The sequence below is a fragment of the Polaromonas sp. UC242_47 genome (assembly GCF_044452385.1).
In the GTDB taxonomy this organism is placed as follows: Bacteria; Pseudomonadota; Gammaproteobacteria; order Burkholderiales; family Burkholderiaceae_C; genus Polaromonas.
Map to the genome: position 1 here is coordinate 1,833,667 of NZ_JBIOAO010000001.1, position 13,411 is coordinate 1,847,077.

Sequence of the window (13,411 nt, forward strand, 5' to 3'; positions counted from 1 at the left end):
ACATGTCGCTTGAAAAACCTTATCTGAATGTGCCCGGCACCACCATTTTCGACGCGGAACAGTCACGTCTGGGTTACCACCTGAACCAGTTCTGCATGTCCCTCATGAAGGCCGAGAACCGCGTGCGTTTCAAGGCCAATGAACGCGCCTACCTCGACGAGTGGGCCATGACCGAGGAGCAGAAACAGGCGGTGCTGGCGCGTGACCTGAACCGCTGCATCGCGCTGGGCGGCAACATTTACTTCCTGGCCAAGATAGGTGCCACCGACGGCAAGAGTTTTCAGCAGATGGCCGGCAGCATGACCGGCATGACCGAAGAGGAATACCGCAACATGATGGTGGCCGGGGGGCGTTCGGTCCAGGGCAACCGCGTGGTGGGTGAAGACGGTGATGCCCAGGCGAACCGCCAGCCGCAAGGCTCTGCAGGCCAGTCCGGCCAGGCCGGACAGAAAGTGAACAAATAACATGGCAAAAATTACCGCCAGCGTCTACACCTCCCATGTGCCAGCCATAGGCGCCGCCCTCGACCTGGGCAAAACGCAGGAGCCTTATTGGCAGCCCGTGTTCCAGGGTTATGAGTTTGGCAAGCAGTGGTTGAAGGACAACAAGCCGGATGTGATCTTCCTGGTTTTCAATGACCACGCCACGGCCTTCAGCCTGGACATGATCCCGACCTTTGCTATCGGCACCGCAGCCGAGTACACACCTGCCGACGAAGGTTGGGGACCGCGCCCCGTGCCCAAGGTCATGGGCCATCCCGAGCTGGCCGCACACATCGCGCAGTCGGTGATCCAGCAGGACTTCGACCTGACCATCGTCAACAAGATGGACGTGGACCACGGACTGACCGTGCCGCTGTCACTGATGTGTGGTCAGCCTGAGGCCTGGCCCTGTCCTGTGATTCCCTTCGCGGTCAACGTGGTGCAGTACCCCGTGCCTTCGGGCCGGCGCTGCTTCGAGCTGGGCAAGGCCATCTGCAAGGCGGTGGAGTCTTTCGACCGGCCACTCAACGTGCAGATCTGGGGCACGGGGGGCATGAGCCACCAGTTGCAGGGACCGCGCGCGGGCCTGATCAACAAGGAGTGGGACAATAACTTCCTCGACCGATTGATCGCCGACCCCGACGGCCTGGCCAGTGTGCCCCACATCGACTACGTGCGCGAAGCCGGCTCCGAAGGCATCGAGCTGGTGATGTGGCTGATTGCACGCGGCGCCATGAGCGACGTGGCCGGCGGCCCCGCGCCCACAGTGGCCCAACGTTTCTACCATGTGCCGGCCTCGAACACGGCCGTCGGCCACCTAATCCTGGAGAACAATTAAATGAGCAAGACCATCAAAGTCGCCCTGGCGGGCGCGGGTGCCTTTGGCATCAAACACCTGGACGGCATCAAGAACATAGACGGCGTCGAAGTCATCTCGCTGATCAGCCGCGACCTGGAGAAGACAAAAGAAGTGGCTGCCAGATACGGCATCGGCCACGTCACCACCAATCTCGCTGACAGCCTGGCGCTGCCCGAGGTGGATGCCGTGATTCTCTGCACGCCGACCCAGATGCACGCCGAGCAAAGCATCGCCTGCATGAAAGCCGGCAAACATGTGCAGGTCGAGATCCCCCTGGCCGACACACTCAAGGGCGCCGAAGAAGTGGTCGCTCTGCAAAAGCAGACCGGCCTGGTGGCCATGTGTGGCCACACCCGCCGCTTCAACCCCAGCCACCAGTACGTGCACAAGGAAATTGCCGCCGGCCGTTTCAACATCCAGCAACTGGATGTGCAGACCTATTTCTTCCGCCGTACCAACATGAATGCGCTGGGCCAGGCCCGCTCCTGGACCGACCACCTGCTGTGGCACCACGCGGCCCACACTGTGGACCTGTTCGCCTACCAATGCGGCAGCCCCATCGTCAAGGCCAATGCCATCCAGGGTCCGATTCACCCGACCCTGGGCATTGCCATGGACATGAGCATCCAGCTCAAGGCCGCCAACGGCGCGATTTGCACCTTGAGCCTGTCCTTCAACAATGATGGCCCGCTGGGCACCTTCTTTCGTTACATCGGCGACAGCGCCACTTACCTGGCGCGTTACGACGACCTGTTCACGGGCAAGGAAGAAAAAATCGATGTGTCCAAAGTGGACGTGTCCATGAACGGCATCGAACTGCAGGACCGCGAGTTTTTCGCCGCGATCCGGGAAGGCCGTGAGCCCAATTCCAGCGTCACCAAAGTGTTGCCGTGTTACCAGGTGCTGCACGATCTGGAGCAGCAGCTCAAGGGCTGAGCCGTCACCCGGCTGGTCACAATAGGGGCCTTGTCCCCATCTTGATCTTGGGGTCGGATCACTTGCCGCAGCGTGGCAATGTGGGCTGACCCCAAGTCGTTTTTTCAGAAGGAAATCCACCATGCCAACACGCACCATCGGCCCCTTTGAGGTCTCGGCCATCGGCCTGGGCTGCATGAACCTGAGCCACGCCTACGGCACGCCGCCTTCGGCCGAGCAGGCCGAGCGTGTGTTGCTGGCGGCGCTCGACGCTGGTGTCACCTTGTTCGACACCGCGGCGCTGTACGGCTTTGGCGCCAACGAAACCCTGGTGGGCAAGGTGTTGTCGCAGCACCGCAGCCGTTTCACGCTGGCCAGCAAGGGCGGCATGGCCGGTGTGCAGTTTGAGGATGGCGTCAAGCGCGTCATCGACGGCCGGCCCGAGACCGTGCGCAAGAACTGCGAAGACAGCCTGCGGCGTCTGCAGACCGATGTGATTGATCTGTATTACCTGCACCGTTGGGACAAAAAAGTGCCCGTCGAAGACAGCGTGGGCGCGATGGCCGACCTGGTTCGTGAGGGCAAGGTGCGCGCCATCGGCCTGTCCGAGGTCTCGGCGACAACCATCCGCAAAGCCCATGCGGTGCACCCCATCGCGGCCGTGCAGACCGAGTATTCACTGTGGACGCGCAACCCCGAAATCGCGGTGCTTGAAACTTGCCGTGAGCTGGGCGCTGCGTTTGTGGCCTTCAGTCCCGTGGCGCGCGGCTTTCTGTGCGACGCGGTGCACGATGTCGCCACCCTGGACGCGAAAGACATCCGCCGCGCCATGCCCCGCTTTGCGCCAGACAACTACGCCGCCAACCTGAAACTGCTGCCGGCCTACAAAGCCCTGGCCGCCGAGGCGGGCTGCACACCGGCCCAGCTCGCGCTGGCCTGGCTGCTGCACAAGGCACCGCATATCATTCCCATCCCCGGCACCACCAGCGTCGAGCATTTGCATGAGGATCTGGGCACGGCGAAGGTCCAGCTCGGTGCCGACTTGTTCGCCAGGGTCGACGCACTGATCAACCAGGACACGGTGACAGGTCATCGTTACAGCGCCCAAAGCGCCAGCGAAGTGGACACCGAGGAATTTGCAGCCTGACCTGGCGCCAGTAGGGCTTGAGTTGCTTCTGTATTGATAGCTGTTTGCGCCCATGTCATAAGGGCCAGAGGCCTAAAAGGCTTATAAGTCGCGTCTTCTGGTGCGATTGGCGCCTTGCGCCGATCAGCGTGGGTTAAGCTGCCTTGCAAATTGCCTGAGGAGCCAAGGTGTTTTCCCATGTCTTTGTCAGCGTCAGCGATTTCGAGCGCGCCTTGCACTTCTACGGCGCAGTGATGGACAGCCTCGGTATTGAGCTGCGTTTCTGCGAGCGCGACAAACCCTGGGCGGGCTGGCACTGCGCGGGTGGGACGCGCCCCTTCTTCGTCATCTGCCAGCCTTATGACGGGCAGCCACATCAGCCCGGAAATGGCCAGATGGTTGCCTTTGCCGCGGCCTCCAGGGCGGCCGTCCGGGCGGCGCATCAGGTTGCCTTGGAAAATGGCGGCACCTGCGACGGCCCGCCAGGGCTGCGCCCGCAGTACCACGACAACTACTACGGCGCGTATTTTCGCGACCCGGACGGGAACAAGCTTTGCGTGGCCTGTCATGAGCCGACGCTCGACGGTGCATGAGGCGTCTACTCTATGTGGGACGGCAGAAATCGGCCAGAACCCGACATTCGACTTCACCTTCTACCGGCTAAAATCGAGCGCACGTGCACAACAACAACCAGCAACTCGAACCGTGCTGACCAAGACATATCTCGGACGCTGCGTTCGGTGGCGCAGGCCCACGGACCAGGACCACCTTCGCTTTCCGTTTGAACGGGTTCGCTCCACGGGCCCGATGGCGACACTGCCGAATCATCCAAGGCCCGCTGCCGCCGAGCAGTTGACGGTCCCCGCCGCTGGCGCGTGGCAGGGTGGCTCGCTGCAGTCGCTGCTCGCGGGCACGGGAACTACGTCCTTCCTGGTCTTGCGCGATGGACAGTTGGCGCACGAGTGGTACGCTCCGAACTTCGGTGCCGACACCGTTACGCGTACTCTTTCCGTGACCAAGTCGGTCGCCTCGCTGCTGGTCGGTCAGGCTGTGGGCGATGGGCGCCTTTCTGTTGACGCATCCCTTGGCGACCTGTTGCCGGGCTTGGTGGACCCGCGCGTGGCCGCGATGACCGTTGAGCAACTGATGCGCATGTCGTCCGGCATCCGCTATCGTGAAGGCGTGACGCCTTGGAGCGACGACGCGCTCGTCTACCATGGTTCGGGATTGCGCCAAGCCGCTCGACGGGTTCGCGTTGTGGACCCCGTGGACAAGCATTTCCACTACAACGATTGGCATCCTCTGCTGATTGCGATGGTGCTCGAAAATGCGAGCGATGCCAGCGTTGCCCAGTTGCTCTCGAAGGACCTCTGGGCCCCCTTGGACGCCGGGCCGGCCACGATGACCCTCGACCATAGCCACACGGGCAAGCTGGCCCATCTCGAGAGCGGTTTCAATGCGACGCCACATGGACTCGCCCGCCTTGGTCAGTTGGTACTCCAGCGTGGGGTTTGGAATGGCCAGGAACTCGTTCCGGCGGCTTGGCTCGGTCGCCTGGATGACCTTTCGAGCGGCTGGAATTCGGCGCGCGATTTCGCTTACTACGAGTCCCTTCCCTGGGGCCGACCTCTATCCTCAGGCAAGTTCGGATACAAGGACTTTTGGTGGCACTACATGCCTCGTCACGGTGTTCATGACCTGTTCGCGATGGGAGCGCTGGGCGCTCACGTCTACGTGTCACGCGACACGGGGTGCGTTCTGGTACGGACAGCGAGCCGGTTTCCGCGCGGTGTCTGGTGGGCCGGAATCTTGAGGAATGTCGCTGAGCAGATGGCCAACCAATAGGTCCGGAGCCGGCCAAAAGCGGGTCTTCCGTCGTCCGTCATAACCAAGCCAGGCCATACGAAAGCCAAGGAAAGTATGAGCGAGTTGATTCATCTGACGCCCGCCGTGAGGGTTCTGGCGGGCCCGTTTCAGCCCGACTCAGCTTGTGAGGTCGTGTCCATCTCCTATGCGGCCGGCGGCCTGACGATAAGGGTAGAGGCAGCAATGGCTTACACCGACGTTGTGTTTCCCTCAGTCTGGGGATTCCGAGTCCTCGACGAGCTTGACCTGACAGAGTTCTGGTCACAGTGCTCAATGAAGACTGGCTGGCTGTTCGAGGTCACAGACGGCGGATGGAAGGCGCTCGAACTTCAACGTGCGCATTTCGTAAGCGGCCGCATGTATGAAGACCTTCGTGAGTTCTTGGTCATCGGTGTGGATGACTGCGTTAGTGTTCTGAGCAAGGACGAGCCTCAACTTCAGACTGCTTCGAGTTGAGCGACAGCCGCTGGCTGTAAGGTCCAGCTGGCTCAGCGAACGGCCGCTTTGAGGAAACACCGACTACCGCTTTGGGCCCGGAGCGGCCGTTAGATGACGACAAGAGCGGGCACCCAAGGTGCCGTCATTCGACGCTAGGGTGCACCTCTCCGATGGAGCACTGGCCCAAAGTGCCGTTGTAGCGCTCGATCTGTCCTGGCCCTGGCCTCAGCCAAAGCATCCGGACCAAGGGCTGTCCCTTCCACAGAGAAGAAGGTGACATCGTGCAATCCGATGATGGTCAAGATGGCTTTCAGATACGGCGTAAGAAAATCGGGTTGGCGCGCGCGATCCCCCGAAAAGATGCCGCCGGATGACACGGCGACAAAGACCGGTCGGTCGCGCAGCTTGCCGACCTTTCCTTCCCTGCCCACATCGAACGTGCGACGAACTCGAACGACGTGATCGATCCACGACTTCAGCGCTGAGGGCACGGTGAAGTTGTGCATGGGCATTCCAATGACCACCACATCCGCACTCTCCAGTTCCTGGATGAGCGCTTCGGACCTGGCGATGGAGCCCACGCAGGTTGTTTCCGCGGGCGAGGCTCGTGCAGCACCCAGGGCGGTTGCGTAATTTTCGTCAACATGTGGCAGGGAACCACCGCCCACCACCCGGTTGACCAGGACCGCCGCGGGCTCGCCTCGTTGCAAGAGCTCGATGATTTTCCGAGCAAGCCTGTGGCTCTCGGAGGCTTGCCCGCGAGGGCTGCAACTGACATGCAAAATTTTCATTTCCAACCAATTTCAGATGAAGGTCTAAGGTCCCGAAATGCCCCGGCGCTGAAGGCCACGGGCCACTCCCTTACGCGATGTCCATCGGAATCGCGAGAGGTCTTATTCTTGGATAAGGATGGTCCAACAAAAAGATCCATGAATGGATAAAATTGCTGGTCCATGAGAACAGCCCACTCCAGTCCCATCTCACCCTTGGACTCGTCATCGGCTGAGCCCTTCTACCGACAGATTTATGACCGGGTTCGCGGCGCCATCAGCAACGGGGTATTGAAGCCGGGTGACCGAATACCCTCGGCACGGGCGCTGATGAAGGAGTTGGGCCTGGCCCGGGGCACGATCGAAGCAGCGTATTCTTTGTTGGCCGCCGAGGGCTACATTCAGGCCCGCGGTCAGGCCGGGACCATCGTGACGCCGGGGCTTAAGCCGCGAATGCCCGTTGCTTTGACGAAGCCGCCATCCCGCAGCGGCATTGCCGCGGCGAGTTTTCGCCCCGATTCGATTCTTCCGTTCCAGATGGGTTTGCCCGCCCTGGATGCGTTTCCCCGCAAGATATGGGCGCGCCTGGGCGCGCGCTGCGTGCGTTCGATGCAACCCTCGGACATGGCGCACCCTTCCGTGCAGGGCCTGCAGGCCCTGCGTGCCGAAATCGCCGCCTATCTCCAGGTGTCGCGTGGCATCAATTGCTCTCCCTCCCAGGTGTTCGTGACGTCGGGCTATCGCCAAACGATGGAGTTGATCGCACAGGCATTGCTGAAAGAGGGAGATCGCGTATGGCTGGAAGATCCCGGCTACCCTCCCACGCGGGAACTGCTGGGGCACATGCGCATTGCCACCGTCCCGGTGCCGGTGGATGGGGAGGGCATGATGGTTTCCCATGGAACGAAGGTGGCGCCACGGGCGCGAGCTGCCGTGGTCACGCCGGCACACCAGAGCCCGATGTGCGTCTCCTTGTCCCTGCCACGGCGCCAGGCCTTGCTGGATTGGGCTGCGCAAAACCAAGCCTGGATCATCGAAGACGACTACGACGGTGAATACCGGTATGTCAGCCGTCCCCTGCCTGCGCTCAAAAGCCTGGATCGCGACGGGCGCGTGCTCTATGCAGGCACCTTCAGCAAGGTGCTTTTCCCGGCCATCCGGCTCGCCTATCTCGTCGTGCCGGAAACGCAGGTGGAGCGCTTCGAGCAGATCAGTGAAGTCTTTGCCGGCGGCAGCCCCGCACTTACGCAGGGCATCGTCACGGCCTTCATCACGGAGGGGCACTTCGCCCGTCATATCCAGCGCATGCGAAAGCTCTATGCCGAGCGCAGGGAGGCAGCGACAGCCGGCCTGGTCAGCGTGCTGGGCAAACACATGACGATCGATTCACCACCTGGCGGCATGCATCTGGTCTTGCGGCTGCAAGGGCTCCGATCGGATCGCCGGCTGGTCGCGCGCATGCGGGAAGATGGCCTGTACGCAGAAGCGCTGGCTGACTGGGCGGCGGGCACGGACATCGCTTCGGCCTTGCTACTCGGTTTCACGAACATCGACTCTGAGGCCACCGCCGAGAAGCTTGGAAAGCGCATCCTGCGTTTGCTGTGAGGGCGACGGCGGGCCCGTTCTTCGGGTGGCTCGCACGCTGGAAGAGCGTCATGGTCATGGTCCAGTAATTGATGCCAATAATCACACTTTTTGCATGGTCCATGATGCCGCGCGATAACGTCCTTCAATCAACACATTCAAGGATTCGCGCGGAGTTGCAAGGTATGTAGTCATCACTCGCTATGGTCATATTCATTGACGGCGGCTTTCTGCCTGATGCAGTCATCGCTAAGTAACTGTGTTCATGAATCCAAGTCCTTTGGTTGCATGTGTGGACACAACAGCTGGAAATTAACAGGCTTAGCTAATCCCTGCTGGCCAGGGCAATGTCGGAGACAGCCCTGCAGCAAGTAACACCTCAGGCTTTGAGGACCTGTTGCGGCTTGGTGTTGACCGGCAAGCACAGCAGGGCCGTCAACAGCGCCAGCGACGCGTGGCACACGTACAGCGGGACGAAGCTCTGATGTGTCAATCCCGCGTGACCGAGCATCAGCACCGTAATTGCCACACCCATAACCGAGCCAATCTGACGTGTCGCCTGGTTCACAGCACTGCCAACGGCGTATTGGTCAGCCGGCAAACGGTTCACGGCCGCCGCCGATAGCGACGGCAACACCAGCCCGATACCAACGCCGGACAAGACCAGTCCAGGTAGCCAGTGCGTCAGGTAGGCCGGCTGGGCGCCGGGCACGAGCAAAAACCACAAACCACTGCAGGCATAGATCACCCCCCCGCCGACGAGGAATGGTCGGTGCCCGAGGCGGGCCGCCAGGCGACCGGAGATGATCGCAAATGGAATCACGAGCAAAGGCCCCGGCGTGATTGCAAGGCCGGCCTGTGGCAGCGTGTAATGCCAGATCTCGGTCATGTAGAAGAAGAACGCAAAGAACATCATTGAGAAGGCAATGCCGAAGGCCAGGGTTGCCAGATTCACAAAGGTGTAGGTCCGGTGCTTGAAGAGCCGCAGGTCGACCAGCGGTGCGGGGGCGATGCGGGCCCATAGCACGAAGCCGACCAGCGCGATGATACCGGTGCTGGCAGCGGCCGCCAACTCGGTTGCGGACCAGTGCGGTGACTCCGACTGCACGATGCTCAATGCGAGCGCGCCGACGCCAACAATCAGCAAGCCCATGCCGACCGCGTCGACCGGGCGCCGGCTCTCGGGCTTCTTCGCCTCTTTTAGCAAGACGGCTCCGCGCCACAGGGACAACGCGCCCAGCGGCAGGTTCAGATAAAAGGCCCATTGCCAGCCCACCGCATCGATGATGAACGACCCCACGCTCGGCCCGATCGCCGCCGCGAGGCCACCGACTGCGCCCCACAGGCTCACCGCCACTGCCCTCTTGCTGTGCGGGAAGGCGTCGAGCACGATGGACAGTGACGCAGGCGTCAGCATCGCTGCGCCGACGGCCTGTACGACACGCGCCGCGATCAACCAGCCGACCGTGCCAGACAGCCCGCAGGCGGCCGAGGCCACGAGAAACAAGGTGACGCCGAGCATGAACACCTTCTTGCGGCCATGGGTGTCGGCCAATCCACCGGCCGGAATCAGCATCGCTGCGTAGACGACGGTGTAGGCATTCAGAACCCAGGACATGTCGGCCGCCGATGTGCCGGGAAAGCCGGCGCGTATGGCCCGAAACGCGGCGAACAGCATCGTCGTGTCGAGCGAGACCAGAAACACGGCGATGCTGGCGATCCAGAAGATAGGCCAGGGAGACGCGTGTGGCTTGGCGGCGACGATCACCGTTGCCTGTGCAGTGGAGGCGGTCATGGCGTGCTCACCGGTCAAGCGCTTGCAAGTAGACCGCTGGATCTGCCGTCAGACCTGCGTGCACACGTCGCGTCAAGTCGTCGGCCAGCACCTCGCTTGCACCGGCCTCCAGCGCGTCCAGCGCCGTGCGCACCACGTCGTCGGGTGCCAGCTTGGGAACATCCAGGCCGCGCGTCAAATCGGTGTCGATAAAGCCGACATGCAGCGCCAGAACCTGCGTGTACTGGTCATGCAACTCGATGCGCGTGCCGTTCGTCATAGCCCACGCCGCCGACTTGCTCATGCCATAGACGCCGAGCAGCGGCCCGTTGATCCAGCTGGCGATCGACAGCACGTTCAGGATGGCGCCGCCGCCGTGCGCCGCGAGCACCGGAGCGAAGGCCTGGGTCAGGCGCAGCGGGCCAAAGACGTTGGTGTCGAAGTGGCGCTGCGCCGAGGCCAGGCTGGTGTCGCTCAGAAAACCACCGGTCGCAGCAATGCCGGCGTTGTTGATCAGCAACGTCACGTCAGGGCAATCGCGCGCGGCAGCGGCGATGTCGTCGGGCTTCGTCACATCAAGCTTGATGGGCACCACGCCCGGCAGCGTCACGCTGGATGGATCGCGCGCCGCCGCGTAGACCTTGCGTGCGCCGCGAGCCAGCGCCTCGCGGGCAAAAGCCAGACCGAGGCCGCGGTTGGCGCCGGTGATCAGGACGGTGGCATTAGCTAGTTTCATGGGTTGCTCCTTTGAAAAAAAGATTAGTTAATATGATGATCATCATATTTGTAGGCGAAAGAAAAGAAACATAAGCACGGCGCGTTGTGGGCGTTTATGCAGTGTCGTACTGCGACAGCAGTGCACTGCGGGCCGCAGCGAGCATGGCCTTGCCTTGCGCGTTGGCGCCCAGCGTGCGTGCCATCTGCAAGGTGCCGACCATCGCTCCAGCAATGACCATCGCCTGCTCTGGGGTGCCGCCTTCGGGCAAGGCGCGCTGCACCATCTCAATGAGACTGCGCACACGGTCGGTCGAGAGTGCGAGCAGCACAGGCGATTGGCGGGGCATCTCGGAACTAAGGGCGGCAACCACGCAGCCACCCTCGACACCACGGAGATGGGTCTCGGATAGATAGCCTTCGACAAGCGCCCGCAATGGGCTCTGGCCGCGCGCACGGCTGGTATCGATGCGCCGATTCATCACCGCAGCACTGTCGCGGCCGGCCCGCTCGATCGCCTCGGCAAGAAGGGCGTCGCGCGAGTCGAAGTGGGCATAGAAGCCGCCGTGCGTTAACCCCGCTTGTTTCATCACGTCAGCGACGCCGACGCCGCCATAGCCATGACGCCGCAGCGTGCGCGCCGCGACTTCGACGATGCGCTCGTGGGTGGTTTCGCTGCGAGTGGGTTTGGAAGGCATGGGAGTAATGTATCATTTTATGATGTTCATCATATTTCGGGGTCGCGCATCAACCACGGAATCATCATGGATAAAGTGGGCATTCCACGGACGGACCGATCACGCATCGAAGCCTTGCATTTGGTCATGACTTGTCGGCAGCAAGCACCTAGCGGCATGATCGTTGGCAGCGCCCGCGCGTTGCATGCATGTGCAAACGATGGCCAACCCTACGAACTTGAAGCCGCGACACTTCATTTTTTTGAAAATCTGGGCGGAGAGCATGGACGAGTCAACGGCGCTCCTGCCGCCCCCTAAGCGCACGGGTAACCTGTGGAGACGAAGGCAAGAGGATCTTGACTTCAGGAAACTACCGTATGAAGACGCGTCGGAAGCTGAAAACTGGAAGGATCATGGCCTAGCACTCAAGGCGGATCATGGACCTTTCAAGGTAGGTCAAGATGCAGCACGATAGAGTCCTTCAATTAGCACATTCAAGGATTCGTCATGAGCAATCGCATCGACTATGCACAGGTTTCGCCCGAAGTTTACAAGGCCTTTGGCGGGGTGTACGTCAATCTTCAAAAAAGCGGCCTGGCCAAAGGTCTGGTCGATCTTGTGTACCTGCGGGTATCGCAAATCAATGGGTGCGCGTTTTGCATCGACATGCACTCGCGCGACTTGCTCAAGTCCGGCCTGGCGGTGGACAAGCTTGTCCTGGTACCGGTATGGCGCGAAGCCGGTGACGTGTTCACCCGCCGTGAACGCGTCGCGCTCGCCTGGGCGGAAACCGTCACGTGCGTGGCTCAAACGGGCGTGCCTGACGCCGAATACGAAGCCACTGCGGCTGAGTTCAGCGAGAAGGAGCTGGCGGACCTCACCTATGCGATCGGCTTGATGAATGCCTTCAACCGATTTGGCGTTGCGTTTCGCTTAACCCCCTCTGCCGCCAAGGCCTGAAACACCCGCACCCCGGATCAACCCAGGGAGGACTCACCTATGGCATGGACACTGCTCGGTATCGCCGGAATTCTCGAAATCGCATTCGCCTTTGGCATGAAGTCATCCCTGGGCTTCACGCGTCTGTGGCCTTCGCTGTTCACGGTCGCCACCGGCCTGTCGAGCGTGGTGCTTCTTTCACTCTCGCTGCGCACGCTGCCCATGGGTACGGGCTATGCAGTCTGGACCGGTATCGGCGCGGCGGGCACCGCGATCCTGGGGATGGCGGTGCTGGGCGACTCCATCGCGCCGCTCAGGATCTTTTGCATTGCGCTCATCCTGGCCGGCGTGATCGGACTCAAGCTGGTTTCCAGCCACTGAGCGCCTGCGCTATCGACATCTCTCACACAAGGATCCTCCAAGGACCACGTCTCCTGCCTGCCGATGGAATCGGCAGGTTTTTCCCCGAGGAGCATTTTCATGAAATATGACCACGGTTGCCCGCGTATGTCCGTTGGCAGACGCTGTGCGCTGCCCGCAATTTGGTAGTCAGCATCAGCGGAGTGGTTAGCCCCTACCAGAATAGTGGTCCAGCCCGCCTCTCGGACACGAACTCGCGCGCTGTTTATTCCTAAAATCGGCAATGGTTCACCGGCGATGTATCTCGATGAATCTAACCGTCGAGCACAAGATTGCCAGAACGGCAACCAGAGACACAAATCATCATAGATTTGTTCGCTTGGTGTTCCTGCTTGGTGAGAAGCAGCTCATGGAAGAGCTGGATGCGCGCGTGGTCACCGAGGGGGCCAATTTGCTGATCGCCCAGGCAAATTCACCCGGTGAGTTTTTGTACCGCGAGCGAGTTGAGGATGCCTGGCTGGCAAGCCCGATCCAGGCCTATCTGGATCTCCTGCTAGGCAAGGGGTGCGCCAAGGAAATGGTGGAGCATCTGCGCAGGGAAAAAATTGGTTTCTAGTGAGCAAACCCATGGATCACGGCCGCTACCATTCCGGTAAACGCTGACCACCTCGCTGGTGCTGACCACCGAATGTCCGCTTAGGAGCAGCGGCAACTACCGCATCGGGCCCTAAGGCGTCCTTGATCCTCCTCCGACGCCGACATTCAGTGGTCAACACCGGCAAACTGCTCAGCGTCCACCAGAATGATGCTCAACGATGACCAGTGCCTGCAGTAACCCCAAATGAAAAAGGCCGCCACCCGTCGAAACGGATGGCGGCCTTTGTTTTGGGCCTTGCAGCGTTTACTG

16 protein-coding genes are annotated in these 13,411 nt (G+C 61.2%); 11 read left to right on the forward strand and 5 right to left on the reverse strand.

Features of this window, described 5'->3' with window-relative positions; genetic code table 11:
• Positions 1–2 precede the first annotated feature (2 nt).
• From ligA to ACHMXK_RS09045, 7 genes are all read left to right on the forward strand, one after another.
• Positions 3–464: a protocatechuate 4,5-dioxygenase subunit alpha gene (ligA, locus tag ACHMXK_RS09015; RefSeq protein WP_397439578.1), complete on the forward strand. Its 462-nt coding sequence runs from the start codon at positions 3–5 to the stop codon at positions 462–464.
• A 1-nt stretch (position 465) separates the two neighbouring features.
• The gene (locus ACHMXK_RS09020; RefSeq protein ID WP_397439580.1) at positions 466–1,320 is read left to right on the forward strand and encodes a class III extradiol dioxygenase subunit beta; all 855 of its coding nucleotides are present in this window, start codon (positions 466–468) and stop codon (positions 1,318–1,320) included.
• The gene (locus tag ACHMXK_RS09025) at positions 1,321–2,277 is read left to right on the forward strand and encodes a Gfo/Idh/MocA family oxidoreductase (RefSeq protein WP_397439582.1); all 957 of its coding nucleotides are present in this window, start codon (positions 1,321–1,323) and stop codon (positions 2,275–2,277) included.
• A gap of 121 nt (positions 2,278–2,398) precedes the next feature.
• Entirely contained in the window at positions 2,399–3,403 is a 1,005-nt protein-coding gene (locus tag ACHMXK_RS09030; RefSeq protein ID WP_397439584.1) for an aldo/keto reductase, read from the forward strand.
• A 167-nt stretch (positions 3,404–3,570) separates the two neighbouring features.
• Positions 3,571–3,975: a VOC family protein gene (locus ACHMXK_RS09035; RefSeq protein ID WP_397439586.1), complete on the forward strand. Its 405-nt coding sequence runs from the start codon at positions 3,571–3,573 to the stop codon at positions 3,973–3,975.
• A gap of 112 nt (positions 3,976–4,087) precedes the next feature.
• Positions 4,088–5,227 (forward strand): serine hydrolase domain-containing protein, encoded by a 1,140-nt coding sequence (locus tag ACHMXK_RS09040; protein WP_397439588.1) that lies wholly within the window; start codon positions 4,088–4,090, stop codon positions 5,225–5,227.
• A gap of 75 nt (positions 5,228–5,302) precedes the next feature.
• A complete protein-coding gene (locus ACHMXK_RS09045) occupies positions 5,303–5,704 on the forward strand; it encodes a hypothetical protein (RefSeq protein ID WP_397439590.1) in 402 nt (133 codons plus the stop codon).
• A 134-nt stretch (positions 5,705–5,838) separates the two neighbouring features.
• Here ACHMXK_RS09045 and ACHMXK_RS09050 read toward each other — a convergent pair whose 3' ends face one another.
• Entirely contained in the window at positions 5,839–6,477 is a 639-nt protein-coding gene (locus tag ACHMXK_RS09050; protein WP_397439592.1) for an FMN-dependent NADH-azoreductase, read from the reverse strand.
• 162 nt (positions 6,478–6,639) lie between these two features.
• Between ACHMXK_RS09050 and ACHMXK_RS09055 the strand changes: the two genes are divergently transcribed.
• Positions 6,640–8,061 (forward strand): PLP-dependent aminotransferase family protein, encoded by a 1,422-nt coding sequence (locus ACHMXK_RS09055; RefSeq protein ID WP_397439594.1) that lies wholly within the window; start codon positions 6,640–6,642, stop codon positions 8,059–8,061.
• 358 nt (positions 8,062–8,419) lie between these two features.
• Here the strand turns inward: ACHMXK_RS09055 and ACHMXK_RS09060 are convergent, their stop codons facing one another.
• The 4 genes from ACHMXK_RS09060 to ACHMXK_RS09075 form a co-directional block, all read right to left on the reverse strand.
• On the reverse strand, positions 8,420–9,835 hold the full coding sequence (locus ACHMXK_RS09060; RefSeq protein ID WP_397439596.1) for a DHA2 family efflux MFS transporter permease subunit: 1,416 nt from the start codon (positions 9,833–9,835) through the stop codon (positions 8,420–8,422).
• A gap of 7 nt (positions 9,836–9,842) precedes the next feature.
• Positions 9,843–10,550 (reverse strand): SDR family oxidoreductase, encoded by a 708-nt coding sequence (locus ACHMXK_RS09065; RefSeq protein ID WP_397439598.1) that lies wholly within the window; start codon positions 10,548–10,550, stop codon positions 9,843–9,845.
• 94 nt (positions 10,551–10,644) lie between these two features.
• Positions 10,645–11,226, reverse strand: a complete 582-nt coding sequence (locus ACHMXK_RS09070; protein ID WP_397439599.1) for a TetR/AcrR family transcriptional regulator — start codon at positions 11,224–11,226, stop codon at positions 10,645–10,647.
• Between the two features lie 99 nt (positions 11,227–11,325).
• Complete coding sequence (locus tag ACHMXK_RS09075; protein ID WP_397439601.1) at positions 11,326–11,490, reverse strand: DNA-3-methyladenine glycosylase I; 165 nt, start codon at positions 11,488–11,490, stop codon at positions 11,326–11,328.
• 222 nt (positions 11,491–11,712) lie between these two features.
• On the opposite strand from ACHMXK_RS09075, the gene ACHMXK_RS09080 reads away from it, so the two are divergent.
• The 3 genes from ACHMXK_RS09080 (at position 11,713) to ACHMXK_RS09090 (ending at position 13,120) form a co-directional block, all read left to right on the forward strand.
• Positions 11,713–12,165 carry a carboxymuconolactone decarboxylase family protein gene (locus tag ACHMXK_RS09080; protein ID WP_397439603.1) on the forward strand — a complete coding sequence of 151 codons (453 nt, stop codon included), beginning with the start codon at positions 11,713–11,715 and terminating at the stop codon, positions 12,163–12,165.
• A gap of 39 nt (positions 12,166–12,204) precedes the next feature.
• Entirely contained in the window at positions 12,205–12,525 is a 321-nt protein-coding gene (locus tag ACHMXK_RS09085; RefSeq protein WP_397439605.1) for a DMT family transporter, read from the forward strand.
• Positions 12,526–12,913: 388 nt separating this feature from the next.
• Complete coding sequence (locus ACHMXK_RS09090) at positions 12,914–13,120, forward strand: hypothetical protein (protein WP_397439607.1); 207 nt, start codon at positions 12,914–12,916, stop codon at positions 13,118–13,120.
• Positions 13,121–13,411: the final 291 nt, after the last annotated feature.